General features: G+C 67.0%; 11 protein-coding genes. All 11 read left to right on the forward strand.

What is annotated here, in order from left to right; genetic code table 11:
• The first annotated feature begins 509 nt into the window (after nt 1-509).
• The 11 genes from mbhE (at nt 510) to ACOQFL_RS20120 (ending at nt 12,761) form a co-directional block, all read left to right on the forward strand.
• Nucleotides 510-2,876, forward strand: coding sequence for a hydrogen gas-evolving membrane-bound hydrogenase subunit E (gene mbhE, locus ACOQFL_RS20070; protein ID WP_435545742.1), 2,367 nt, complete (start codon nt 510-512; stop codon nt 2,874-2,876).
• A complete protein-coding gene (locus tag ACOQFL_RS20075) occupies nt 2,873-3,439 on the forward strand; it encodes an MnhB domain-containing protein (protein WP_435545743.1) in 567 nt (188 codons plus the stop codon). Before mbhE ends, ACOQFL_RS20075 begins: the two co-directional genes overlap by 4 nt.
• The gene (locus ACOQFL_RS20080) at nt 3,436-3,858 is read left to right on the forward strand and encodes a Na(+)/H(+) antiporter subunit C (RefSeq protein ID WP_092928176.1); all 423 of its coding nucleotides are present in this window, start codon (nt 3,436-3,438) and stop codon (nt 3,856-3,858) included. The genes ACOQFL_RS20075 and ACOQFL_RS20080 overlap by 4 nt, the downstream gene beginning before the upstream one ends.
• Nucleotides 3,855-5,390 (forward strand): Na+/H+ antiporter subunit D, encoded by a 1,536-nt coding sequence (locus tag ACOQFL_RS20085; RefSeq protein ID WP_435545744.1) that lies wholly within the window; start codon nt 3,855-3,857, stop codon nt 5,388-5,390. Before ACOQFL_RS20080 ends, ACOQFL_RS20085 begins: the two co-directional genes overlap by 4 nt.
• A complete protein-coding gene (locus ACOQFL_RS20090) occupies nt 5,383-5,997 on the forward strand; it encodes a Na+/H+ antiporter subunit E (RefSeq protein WP_435545745.1) in 615 nt (204 codons plus the stop codon). Before ACOQFL_RS20085 ends, ACOQFL_RS20090 begins: the two co-directional genes overlap by 8 nt.
• Nucleotides 5,997-6,263 carry a monovalent cation/H+ antiporter complex subunit F gene (locus ACOQFL_RS20095; RefSeq protein ID WP_092629433.1) on the forward strand — a complete coding sequence of 89 codons (267 nt, stop codon included), beginning with the start codon at nt 5,997-5,999 and terminating at the stop codon, nt 6,261-6,263. The genes ACOQFL_RS20090 and ACOQFL_RS20095 overlap by 1 nt, the downstream gene beginning before the upstream one ends.
• Nucleotides 6,260-6,610: a monovalent cation/H(+) antiporter subunit G gene (mnhG, locus tag ACOQFL_RS20100; RefSeq protein WP_092928173.1), complete on the forward strand. Its 351-nt coding sequence runs from the start codon at nt 6,260-6,262 to the stop codon at nt 6,608-6,610. The genes ACOQFL_RS20095 and mnhG overlap by 4 nt, the downstream gene beginning before the upstream one ends.
• A 207-nt stretch (nt 6,611-6,817) precedes the next feature.
• Nucleotides 6,818-8,482: a BCCT family transporter gene (locus ACOQFL_RS20105; protein ID WP_435545746.1), complete on the forward strand. Its 1,665-nt coding sequence runs from the start codon at nt 6,818-6,820 to the stop codon at nt 8,480-8,482.
• An 885-nt stretch (nt 8,483-9,367) separates the two neighbouring features.
• Nucleotides 9,368-9,637, forward strand: a complete 270-nt coding sequence (locus tag ACOQFL_RS20110; RefSeq protein ID WP_435545747.1) for a hypothetical protein — start codon at nt 9,368-9,370, stop codon at nt 9,635-9,637.
• Nucleotides 9,638-10,038: 401 nt separating this feature from the next.
• Nucleotides 10,039-11,355: an amidohydrolase gene (locus ACOQFL_RS20115; protein ID WP_435545748.1), complete on the forward strand. Its 1,317-nt coding sequence runs from the start codon at nt 10,039-10,041 to the stop codon at nt 11,353-11,355.
• Between the two features lie 149 nt (nt 11,356-11,504).
• Complete coding sequence (locus ACOQFL_RS20120; RefSeq protein WP_435545862.1) at nt 11,505-12,761, forward strand: M20 family metallopeptidase; 1,257 nt, start codon at nt 11,505-11,507, stop codon at nt 12,759-12,761.
• The last annotated feature ends 286 nt before the right edge of the window (nt 12,762-13,047 follow it).

The raw sequence follows: 13,047 nt of genomic DNA on the forward strand, positions 1-13,047 counted from the left end.
TTGGGCACGCCCCGATTGTCCAACAGTCCGCCACAACCGCTCCACACGGTGTTGGGGCGAGTTCACCGGCGTGGTCGGGTGAAGCGGTCCGGTGCCGCTGTGCCGGACGACTCGCGGGAGTGAGCGTACAAGGCCGCCGAAATACCCCTGGCCGTGTTCCCGGCGTGTTACGCACAGTGAAGTTTCCCACGTGATCGGCTTTTCCGAAAACCGCTCGCGCGGCCGGTTCGTCGCCGTAACCGGCGGAAACGTTCCGGTGGGACGCGAAACACCCTGGTCCGCGAGCCGGAACGATCGGGTGTTTCGGGCGATCGTGGGCTAAGTTTGACGGTGATCGGGCCATCGTGGCTGGTCCGGACAGCACAGACGCGGTGTCGCTCGGGGTTCGTAACCGGCCCGCCACCACGGCGGCAAGCGGCGGCGGAAGCACCGGTGCACGGCTCGTGTCGCGGTGCCGACGGCCCGTAACGCCACGGTAGATCCGAAACGCCACGGCAGGGGAGGGATTCGTGCTCGCGCTGGTGATCTCGCACCTGCTGGTGGCGCTCCTGCTGCCTCCGGTCGCGATGCGCCGCGCCCGCGCCGCCTACCTCGTGGCCGCGCTGCCGCCGGCCGCGGCGCTGTGCTGGGCGCTGGCGCAGTCGGAGGCGGTGCTGGCCGGTGACCAGCCCGTCGCCCGGGTGACCTGGTCGGCAACGCTGGGGCTGGAGTTCGTGTTCCGGCTGGACACCCTGGCGCTGGTGATGACACTGCTGGTGTCGGGGATCGGCGTGCTCGTCCTGCTGTACTCCAGGTGGTACTTCGAGACTCCGAGCGGCGACGCGAAACGTTCCGCCCCGCTGCTGCTGGCCTTCGCGGGGGCCATGCTCGGACTGGTCCTGGCCGATCACCTGCTCACCCTCTACATCTTCTGGGAACTGACCACGATCTGCTCGTTCCTGCTCGTCGGCCAGTCCGGGGTGAGCAGGGAATCCCGCAGGGCATCACTGCAGGCACTGCTGGTGACGACGCTGGGCGGTCTGGTGATGCTGCTGGGATTCATCGTGCTCGGCGAGGCGAGCGGCACCTACCGGATCTCGGAACTGGCGGCCGAACCACCCACCGGCTCAGCGGCCGCCATCGCCACCGGGCTGATCCTGGTGGGGGCCTTCACCAAGTCGGCACAGGTCCCGTTCCACAACTGGCTGCCCGCCGCGATGGTCGCGCCCACCCCGATCAGCGCCTATCTGCACGCCGCCTCCATGGTCAAAGCGGGAGTCTTCCTGGTCGGAAGGCTCACGCCGGTATTGTCCGAAGTGTCCTATCTGCCCATGGTGACCGCGGTCTTCGGGTTGGTCACCATGTTCGTCGGCGGTTGGCGTGCGCTACGGGAGTACGACCTCAAGCTGCTGCTGGCCTACGGCACGGTCAGCCAGCTGGGCTTCCTGATGGTGCTGGCGGGTTCGGGGAGCTACACCGGAGAGCTGGCACTGGCGGGCATGCTGCTGGCCCACGGCGCCTTCAAGGCCACGCTGTTCCTGGTCATCGGTATCGTCGATCACCAGACCGGCACCAGAGACATCCGCGAACTCTCCGGGGTCGGTCGCCGTCTTCCCTGGCTGGCCACGGTGGCGGTGCTGGCCGCCATGTCCATGGCCGGGGTGCCTCCGATGATCGGCTTCGTGGCCAAGGAAGCCGCGTTCGAGGCCTATCTCGGCGGCGGGCCCGCCCTCGTGGTCGAGGCCGGGCTCGTACTGGGCTCCGTGCTCACGGTTGCCTACACCGCCAGGCTGCTGGTCGGCGGTTTCGCCTCCAAACGCGGCACGATGCCCACCGAGGTTCCCCCCACACCCCTCGGGATGCTGCTCCCACCCGCCATCACCGCGCTGCTGTGCCTGGCGCTCGGAGTCGGCTACCCGCTGACCGACGAACTCGCCGCCACCTACGCCGAACGGGCGGTGGGCAGCTCCGGTGAGTACCACCTGGGGCTCTGGCACGGCTTCAACCTCCCGCTGGTGTTCTCCCTCGTCACACTGCTCGGTGGCCTGGCGCTGGCCGCTCGCAACCCCGAGCTGAACCGGCTGCGTGACCGGTTGCCGAGCCCGTTCGACGCCCAGCGCGGCTACGAACGCGTCATGGGCACGCTGGAACGGCTCGCCGTCGGGGTCACCGGTCGGTTGCAGGTCGGTTCGCTACCCACCTACCTCGGGATCATCCTGCTCACGGTGCTGGTCGTTCCCGGCTCGGTGCTGTTGATCAGGTCCACCCCGATCGAACAACTGCGCTGGTGGGACAACGTGCTGCAACTGCCGCTGGCGCTGGTCATCCTGATCGCCGCGGCGGGCGTGGTCCGCGCGACCCGACGGATCACGGCGGTGCTGCTAGTGGGAGTGATCGGCTACGCCATCGGTGGGATGTTCATCGTCGGCGGTGGCCCGGACCTCGCACTGACCCAGTTCCTGGTGGAGACGCTGACGCTGATCGCGTTCGTGCTGGTGCTGCGCCGGTTGCCCGCCCGGTTCACCCAGACGCCGTCCTCGCGGCGGGTGCGGTTGCCGAAGGTGCTGATCTCGCTGGCGGGCGGGGTGTTCGTCGGCTTCGCCGCGCTGATCTTCAGCTCGGCGCGCGACACACCCTCGGCGGTGAGCAGGGAGTACCTGGAACACGCGGAGGAGGGCGCCTCCGCCACGAATGTGGTCAACGCGATCATCATCGACTTCCGCGCCTTCGACACCGTGGGCGAACTGTCGGTACTCGCGGTCGCAGCCACCGGAGTGGCCAGCTTGGTGCTCAGTGCCCGGTCCGGACGTCGCAGGAAACACGCCAGATCCCACTGGGAATCCCTGTCCACCGCCGGGCGGGCCCCCGGCGAACGCGGCGGAAAGGGGCGAACATGACCGATCCCCGAGCATCCGACGGGCGGGAGGAAACGGCCACGGGTGCCTGGTTCCACTCCGACGCTCCGGCCGAGCGCTGGCTGCTCTCCGGTTACAGCCGGGATCCCCGGGAACGAACCATCCTGCTGGAGCTCGTCGCGCGCGTGGTGTTCCCGACAGTGATCGTCTTCTCGGTGTACCTGCTGTTCGCCGGGCACTACCGTTCCGGTGGCGGATTCAGCGGCGGTCTGGTGGCGGGGCAGGCGTTCGTGCTGCGCTACCTCGCGGGCGGCCGACTGGACGACAGCTCCACGGTGTCCATGCGTCCACCGGTGCTGATCGGGATCGGACTGACGATCGCCGTGATCACCGGTCTGGTGCCGGTGCTGTTCGGTGGTGTGGTGCTGGAGAGCGCGAGCTTCACCTTCGCCGTTCCGCTGCTCGGCAAGATCAAGCTGGTCAGCAGCCTGTTCCTCGACATCGGCGTCTATCTGCTGATCCTCGGAGTGGTGCTCGACCTGCTGCGCACACTCGGATCCGGAATCGAGGCCGACATCGCCGAGCCGGGAGGTGACTCGCGATGAACACCGTGAACCTCACGATGGCGATCGTGCTCGGCGGGCTCTACGCCACCGGCTTCTACCTGCTGCTGCAGCGTTCCCTGATGCGTGTGCTGCTGGGCATCGTGATCCTCGGGCACGGCGCCAACCTGCTGTTGCAACTGGCGGGCGGCAGTCAGGCCGGACGCCCCCCGATGCTGGGCGACGCCCCGATCGAACGGATGGCCGATCCGCTGCCGCAGGCCATGGCTCTTACCGCCATCGTCATCACCTTCGCGCTGACCACGTTCCTGCTCGCCCTCGCCTACCGCGCCTGGCAGTTGCTCGGGCACGACGAGGTGCAGGACGACGTGGAGGACCGCAGGATCCGCAGGTTGGAGGCCGAGTTGGCCGAAGCGGACGAGGAGACCGAGCGGGAACTGGATTCGGAGGCCACCCGGTGAGCGAACTGGTAGCCGTCCCGGTGTTGCTTCCGCTGGCGGCGGCCGGACTGTCCATGGCTTTCGGACGGTTCGCCGACGTGCAACGCTTGCTCGGGCTGTTGGTGCTCGGCGTGATCGTCGTGGACGCGGCGGTACTGCTGTACTTCGCCGACGTGCACGGCCCGCTGGTGTTGCATCTCGGCGGCTGGGCCGCTCCGGTGGGGATCGCCCTCGTGGCCGACCGGCTGGCCGCGCTGCTGCTGCTGATCAGCGTGGTCGTGATGTTCGCGGTGCTGCTGTACTCGATCGGCCAGCGCATCACCGACTACGGGCGCGGAGCCGCCAGCACCACCTTCCACCCCATCTACCTGGTGCTGTGCGCGGGAGTCTCACTGGCCTATTTGACCGGTGACCTGTTCAACCTGTTCGTGGCGTTCGAGATCATGCTCGCCTCCTCCTACGTGCTGATCAACCGGCGCACCACCGCGAGCCGGGTGCGGGCGGGGATGACCTACACGATCGTCAGCCTGTCCTCCTCGGTGCTGTTCCTGACCATGATCGGGCTGGTCTACGCCGCCACCGGCACGGTGAACCTGGCCGACCTCGCCCTGCAGATGGGGCAACTGCCGCCCGCGCCGGTGCGCGCACTCGCACTGCTGATGGTCATCGTGTTCGGGGTCAAGTCGGCCATGGTTCCGCTGCACTTCTGGCTGCCGGACAGCTATCCCAACGCGCCCGCGCCGATCACCGCCATCCTCGCCGCGTTGCTGACCAAGGTCGGCATCTACGCCATGATCCGCACCCAGATCCTGGTCTTCGAACGCGAACCGAGCTGGCCGCTGATGCTCACACTGGCCATGGCGACGATGATCATCGGTGCGCTCGGCGCGCTCGCGCAGAACGACCTAAACCGGATGCTGTCGTTCCTGCTCGTGAGCCACATCGGGTTCATGCTGTTCGGACTCGGCGTCTACGACATCGCCGGACTGACCGGGGTGATCCTCTACATCGTGCACCACATCACGGTGCAGGCGACGCTGTTCCTGGTCAGCGGTCTCATAACCCGCTACACCGGAACGGTCGCGCTGAGCAGGATGGGTGGCCTGGCCAAGATATCCCCACTGGTGGCCGTGCTGTTCGCCGTGCCCGCGTTGAGCCTGGCCGGGGTGCCACCGTTCTCCGGTTTCGTCGCCAAGCTCGCGTTGCTGCGGTCCGGGATCGGGGTCGGCACCGTGTGGGGCTACGTGGCCACCGGTGTCGTGGTACTGACCAGCCTGCTCACGCTCTACGCCGTGGCCAGGGTGTGGAGTCGGGCCTTCTGGGGGCAGGTGCGCGAGCCGGAGGGCGATCCCGACCCCACCGACGAACTCGTGGTCGGTACCGGAGACACCTCCCCGGGGATGGTGCAGGCCACCGGGGTGCTGGTCTTGTCCACAGTGCTCGTCGCGGCACTCGCCGGGCCGCTGGCCGAGGTCAGCCAACGTGCCGCCACCGACCTGATCACCGGGGAGGCTTACCGAACGGCGGTACTGGGAGGTGGTTCCGGTGGCTGATCCCGAACCCCGCCACCGCCACCGGCGTACCAGCAGGGGGGAGCACGTGGTCAGTAGACGGCACCCGATCGGGAGAGCCGTCCGAAGGTTGCCACTGCTGCTCTGGCTGGTGCTGGTCTGGCTGCTGCTCTGGGGCACCTACGATCCCGGCACGGTCTTCTTCGGGATCGTGGTGGGAATGTTCGTCATCGGGTTCTTCCCCGCACCGCCGATCGCCACCGACATTCGGCTGCGTCCGCTACGCGCCGGTCAACTCGTGCTCTTACTGGCGTGGGATCTGGTGGTTTCCACCGGGCGAGTGGCTTTCGAAGCGATCGTGCGGGGACCGCGAGTGCGGGCGTCGATCGTTGCGGTGACGCTGGTCACCGACTCGGACCATCTGATGGCGATGGTGGCCAACGCGGTCTCGCTCGCCCCCGGCAATTTCGTGTTGCAGATCGATCGAGCCAACCGGATCTGTTACGTCTACGCGCTCGGTGCCGGTGAGCACGCCACCGAACGGGTGCGGCGAGAAGTACTCGGCTGGGAACGCCGGGTGGTTCACGCGGTGGGAACCGGCGAGCAGGTACGGATGGTGGATCGGAATCATCGGTCGGAGGTCGGATGATGGGCGTGGTGTTCGCTATCACATTCGGTTTGTTGTGTCTGGCCGGATTGCTTTCTCTGGTGCGTTTGCTGCTCGGACGGGGCACGTTGGATCGCATAGTGGCATTGGACGTGTTCATCACGTTGATCGTCGCGGCCACATGTGTGGGGATGGGTAGGAACGAGGACGGATCGAATGTCGCGCTGGCGGCGGCATTCGCCCTGCTGGCGTTTATCGGTTCGGTCAGTGCCGCGCGTCTCGTCGAGAAGAAGGAGTCACATCGATGAGCTGGCTGGATCTGTTCTCGGCGGTATGTCTGATAGCCGGTGCCGTGTCCTGTCTGTTCGGTGCGATAGGATTGCTGACTTTTCCCGATGTCGCCGCCCGACTGCAGGCGGCGACCAAGCCGCAAACCCTCGGTCTCGTGTTGATACTGCTCGGCAGTGCGGTGCATCTGGAAGTGCGATACGCCTCAGGGCTTATTCTGGTCGGGTTGTTCCAGGCCATCACCGCGCCGGTGTTGGCCCAGCTCGTCGGCCGTGCCGCCTACCGGGCGGGCAGTGTTCGCCGTGAAACCCTCGACACCGACCACCTTGCGCGACGGATCGAGCACGAACGCGGTCGTACTTTGTGACCGGCGACATTTTTCGTGTTTCAACTGCATATCGTTTGGCGCTGGAGTTTCACATTCGGCGGAACAGTCTTTACCGTGGTTCGCTGTGATATGCGGTCCGCGCTGGGGAAGCCACCACAGTGGCCGAACGCGTCCGTTGCGATCTTTGGTTGCTTACGGCGCAGATGGCAATTGTGTCGATATGCGCTGGAAAGGTGACGTACAGTAATGAAACAGCATCTGAAAGAACACACCAATCCCCCGGTGTTCATCACCTCGGGGATCCTGGTGATCGCTTTCGTGCTTTGGGGCGTGCTCGCACCGGCGAATCTGAACACCGTCTCAAGCAATGTGAATAGCTTCATCACCACCAACTTCGAGTGGCTCTACATCCTCTCGGCCACGTTCTTCGTGGTCTTCGTGTTGGCGATCATGGTCAGTCGATTCGGCACGATCCGGATCGGCCCACCGGATTCTCGGCCCGAGTACAGCAATCTCGCGTGGTTCGCGATGCTGTTCACCGCCGGTATGGGGATCGGCCTGGTCTTCTACGCCGTGGCCGAGCCGGTCTGGCACTTCGGGAACCCGCCGGTCGGTGAGCCGGGAACCCAGGCCGCCGCGCAACGTGCGATGAACTTCACGTTCTTCCACTGGGGCCTGCACCCGTGGGCGATCTACATCGTACTCGGCCTCGCGCTGGGCTACTTCGCCTTCCGCAAGGGCCTGCCGCTGCGTCCTGCCGCCGCCTTCTACCCGCTGATCGGCAACTGGATCTACCGCTGGCCGGGCCACATCGTCGACGTGCTCGCGGTGTTCGGCACGCTGTTCGGGCTGGCCACCTCACTGGGGCTTGGCGGTAACCAGGTCGGTGCCGGTCTCAACGCGGTGTTCGGCATCGAGAACACCACGATGCTGCAGGTCATCGTCATCCTGGCGATCACCGCCGTGGCCGTGGTCTCGGTCATGTTCGGCATCGACAAGGGCATCCGGAACCTCTCGCTGATCAACCTGTGGTTGGCGTTCATCCTGATGCTGTTCGTGTTCTTCTTCGGTCCCACGCTGGACCTGCTGAACATGCTGGCCAGCAACGTCGGCTACTACTTCCAGCACCTGCCGGAGCTGAGCTTCCAGACCTTCCCGAACAACGGCAACGGCAACGCCCAGGAATGGCAGGCCGGCTGGACGCTGTTCTACTGGGGCTGGTGGATCGCCTGGTCGCCGTTCGTGGGCATGTTCATCGCCCGGATCTCCTACGGCCGGACGATCCGCAACTTCATCGGCGGCGCCATGTTCGCCCCGGTCGGTGCCTCCTTCGTGTGGCTGAGCATCTTCGGCAACTCCGGTCTGCGCAGTGTGCTCTCCGGTAGCGAGGACGGTCAGGCACTCGTCGACGCCGGGTTCAACAAGGCGATGTTCGTGCTGCTGGACCAGCTTCCGGTCGCCGACATCGTCTCGATCCTCGCCTCCGTGCTCGCGGTGGTCGTGGTCGTGCTGTTCTTCGCCACCTCCTCGGACTCCGGCTCGCTGGTGGTCGACATCCTCACCAACGGCGGCGACCCGAACCCGAAGTGGCAGCAGCGACTGTTCTGGGCGATCGCGGAAGGTGTCATCGCCTGCGTGCTGCTCGCCGCCGGGGCGGCCAGCGGCGCCGACGCCCTGAGTGCGTTGCAGACCGCCTCGATCGTGACCGGGCTGCCGTTCTGCATCGTGCTGCTGCTGATGTGCCTGGGTATCGCCAAGGCGCTCAGCCAGGAGCGGCCCAACCTGGCCGTGCAGCGTGAGCCCAGCCCGATTGAGGGCATCCGGAGCAGTGCTGCCAGGACGCGCGCGGGCGCGACCACCGGTAGCGGTTCCGGCTCGGGCGACTCCGTCAAGAAGGACTCCGACTCCTGAGTCGAGCTCGTTAGCTGAAACAACGGGGCTTCCCGGCACTACACAGCCGGGGAGCCCCTTTTTCATGTTTGGCACGGCTTGCTTTGGTGGGTCGGTTAGCCGTCACGTGAGTCGGCGCCTTGCCGCGTTGGGCCGGCTCTTGAGTAGCGACCTACGCGGCGAGCGGCCCGGCCTCGCAATGCATCCGACTCACGCACCGGGGTCCCTTGCGCTGCTTCGCTCACGGTCGCTTCCCGACGGGTGGTGCGGGGTGAAAATTTCGTGGGAAATCGACGTCGCTCCGAAGTCGGGCGACGGAACCTCTCGCACGGCTCTCGCTGCGGGGCCGGCGACATCGGGTAGCGGCCTACACAACGTCTCCGGCGTCCTCGCGAGAGCCGCACGGGAGAACCCGCGGCGGTGCCGACCGCGAGGGTGGTCGGGGTTCACCCTGCGGGAGTGGTGGGAGTGCGGCTATTCGTCGGGGCTGGTGGCGCGGCGATTTCGCGAGAAATTGACGGCGCTCGGAGTGCGGTGAGCCGAGCGATGTAGCTGGGGAACCGTGTGGCGGTGTTCACAGGGGGTTTCCCGTCCGGTCGGCTTCCGCCTCGGCTGCACGTTCGAAGCTTTACACGTTCGAGTGACTGTTAGTGGTTGCTCTGCTCCGATCTGGGTGATTTTTCGCTGAGAAGTCACTCATGGTGCCCAGTATGGTGCAATAGTCACACTGACGAGTGGCCACGGTTGGAGGTTCGGTTGTCTGTTGCGTGTGCTGTCCGAAGGCGACCCACGGTGGCAGGCGATCGTGTGGCCCGAGGCACGCGGCGTCGCTCGACTTCGGTGCGTCTGTTCCTCTCGTTGTTGTTCGGTTTTGCGCTCCTCCTGGCGGGGAATTCCGGAGTCGCCGTGGCTGCCGAACTCCGGGCCGCTCCGATGGGGGTCGAGTCCAGCGCGTCCGGAACTCCGAGCCGCTCCCCGGTCGAGATCGTGTCGAGTGAGGACAGTCACATTCGGGCGCAGTCCGAGGGGGATTCGCCTTCCGACAACTCCGAGGGTGGGCAGGATCGCAGAACCGTGATCGGTGCGCTCGGTGTCGTTCTCGTCGTCGGGGTGTTGCTGCTCCGCCGCAAGCGCGGCAAGCAGTCGCTCGTGGTTCGGTGGCGCAAACGCAGCTGAACCCCCGCTTAACGGAACTCACGGTCTGTTTTGCGTGAATTTTCCGTCACTTGGACTAGACCTGAGCGAAATCCTGTGGGAGTTTCACAGTCGACGGATCGCGTGGCGAACCGACGACACTGTGACGTTGTCGGAATTCGCCTCTCGACTTCGGGCGTTCGCCCGGAGAAGTGGGTCGGCGCCGGGAAGCCCCCCGACCGGTGCCGATCCACCCGACACCCGTCTCACAGCGCGCATCCCCGGTGGTGCCGCTCGTTCACCGAGGGCCGTCTAACTGTTTCGTCCGGTCTTCGGTCCCACTGAACTCCTTCACCCGTTCGGCGCGTCGAAGTGACCGGTGAGCTATCCGGGGCGCGTCCGAGGCGGCCACGAGTGCTCGTATCCTGCACTATGGGTCGCAAATGAGTACCGAATCCCCGCACAACAGTGGTCACGACACGGTTCGTCCGGCGAGGGACCCGGGTTCCGCCGAGCCGGAACCGTCCACGGGTGACCCGGGCGCCGTTTCGGTGTGGCGTGCGGCGGTGGACGAGTACCGAGCCGAGCTGCTGGACCTGTCACACGGGCTCCACGCCGACCCTGAGGTCAGTTTCGCCGAGTATCGCGCCGCCGAAACCGTCGCCGGGACACTCGCCGCACACGGTTTTCGCGTCCAGCGACCGGTGGCCGGGCTCGACACCGCTTTCACCGCCGATTACGGCTCCGGGGAGTTCGTCGTCGGGCTTTGCGCCGAGTACGACGCGTTGCCCGAGGTCGGCCACGCCTGTGGGCACAACATCATCGCGGCCGCCGCCGTCGGTGCCGCGTTGACACTGGCCGAGCACGCCGAACGACTCGGAATAACCGTGCGCGTGCTCGGTACACCCGCCGAGGAGCTCGGTGGGGGCAAGATCACGATGCTGGAGGCGGGGCTGTTCGATCAGCTGGCGGCCGCTCTGATGATCCACCCCAGTCCGGCGGAGGTGTGTGCGCCGCGCTCGCTGGCCATCACCGATCTGCGGGTCAGCTACACCGGGCGGGCGGCTCACGCGGCCGCGGCCCCGGAACTGGGGCTCAACGCCGCCGACGCGCTCACGGTGACCCAGGTGGCCGTCGGGCTGCTGCGGCAGCACATGGAAGCCGGTCAGATGGTGCACGGCATAGTGACCTCCGGAGGGGCGGCACCGAACATCGTGCCCGAACGGGCCGCGGCCGAGTACAACCTGCGAGCGCCCGATCCGGAATCGTTGGCGCGGCTGGAAGACCGGATACGTGCCTGTTTCGAGGCGGGGGGCACCGCCACCGGCTGTTCGACGGAAGTGGTGCGTGTCTCGCCCGTCTACACCCAGCTGTGCTCCGACGAGTGGCTCGCCGAGGCTTACCGTCGCGCCGTGGTCGAGCTCGGTCGTGATCCGGTCGCCCGTGCGGTGGAACGCGACGGCGTGATCGGCAGTACCGACATGGGCAACGTGAGCCTTCGGGTGCCGACCGTGCATCCGATGCTCGCGCTGGAGTGTGGGGATGCGGTCAATCACCAGGCCGAGTTCGCGGCGGCGTGTGCCTCGCCCTCGGCCGACCGAGCCGTCCTCGACGGTGCCGCCGCACTCGCGCGCACCGCGGCGGCTGCCGCTCTCGACGGAGACCAGCGAGAACGCTTGCTGGCCGCCGTCCGTAATCGAACCGCTTCCGGGTTTCGACGGTTGTCGAACCGATTCTTCGCGTCGGGAGGCGTGACGTGACCGCGTTGAATTCGCTAGGTCCCAACACCCACGGTGGTAACTCCGTGGTCGACCACCCACCCGCGGATCCGCTCGCCGAGGAGGACGCCGCGCGGGCCCCCGGTGGCTCCGGGGACAGCTCCCTCCGGTCGGACTCCACGCCCGCGGTCGTGTCCAGCGGGCCGGAAGTCACCACGAGCGGGACCATCGGTCCCGTGCGATCCGGGGTTGCGGATCCGGGACAAGGGCGCGGACCCGCCTGGCTGGACGAGTGGTTGGCCGACAATTCCGATCTCGTCGTGGCCTGGCGAAGGGAGTTGCACTCCCACCCCGAGCTCTCGCGCGCCGAGCACCGCACCACGAGGTTGCTGGCCGAGCAGCTCGAAGCGCTCGGTCTCCGCCCTCGCAGACTGCCGGTCGGGACGGGACTGATCTGCGACATCGGGCAGGAGACACACGTCGCCCGCACGGTCGCGCTGCGTGCCGACATCGACGCGCTACCGCTCACCGAATCCACCGGTCTGCCGTTCGCCTCCACCACGGAGGGCGCGGCGCACTGCTGCGGCCATGACGCGCACACCGCCGTGCTGCTGGGGACCGCGATGGCACTGGCCTCGGCCCCTGACACGCTGCCCGGTCGGGTGCGGTTGATCTTCCAACCCGCCGAGGAGGTCATGCCCGGTGGTGCGCTGGACGTGCTCGCCGCTGGTGGGCTCGACGGTGTGGACCGGATCTTCGGGTTGCACTGCGACCCGCGGCTGCCCGCGGGCACGGTCGGAACTCGTATCGGAGCCCTCACTTCGGCAAGCGATCCGCTGGAGGTGCGGCTGACCTCGCCGGGCGGTCACACTTCCCGGCCGCATCTGACCGCCGACCTGGTGCACGCACTGGGGACGTTGATAACCGGGCTGCCGACGTTGCTCTCGCGCAGGGTGGATCCGCGCAGCGGGACCGTGCTTGCCTGGGGCGCGGTGCGTTCCGGCGAGGCCCTCAACGCGATCCCGCAGGAGGGAACCCTGCGTGGCACGCTGCGCACCGCCGACCGTGACACCTGGGCCGAGCTCGGGCCGCTGGTGCAGGAGTTGGTCCAAGGGCTGCTGGCGCCGCTCGGGGTCGGTTACGACCTGCAGCACCGTCGCGGTGTACCGCCGGTGGTCAACGATGCGGGGAGCACTCGGCTGATGCGATCGGCCATCGGTGAGGCGCTCGGGGAGCAGGCGCAGAGTGGTACGCCGCAGTCCTCCGGCGGCGAGGACTTCGGGTGGTACCTGGAGCACGTGCCCGGATCGTTCGCGCGCCTGGGGGTGGCAGGCGATGGGATGAGCCCCAACGACCTGCACCAGCCGAATTTCGTGTTGGACGAGCGCGCGCTGCTGGTGGGGGTTAGGACGATGGTCCACACCGCGTTGACCGCGTTGCGGGAATAGCCCTCCCCGGCCCGGTTAGCGGGCCGGGCCGGATTCCCCGGTGCCCGAAGTGCCGCACGCGAGGTAACCGGCGCGAGAGCCCGTCCTATCGCCTGTCGCCGGGAGGAAGCGTGGTCTCACTCGTTCGGGGTGTATCACCGCGCGCCGTTCGCTCCTCTTGTCGGTATGAGCGAACGAATGGAACGAATCCTGTCGCGACAGCAATGCGATTCCGACCTGCTCGGAGCCGTGCGGGCTGCCGGGGCGTTGCCCCGGGGGCGACTACGTGCCCGGTTCGGGCAGCGGC

It is taken from the genome of Actinopolyspora sabaoui (assembly GCF_051225635.1).
Taxonomy (GTDB): domain Bacteria; phylum Actinomycetota; class Actinomycetes; order Mycobacteriales; family Pseudonocardiaceae; genus Actinopolyspora.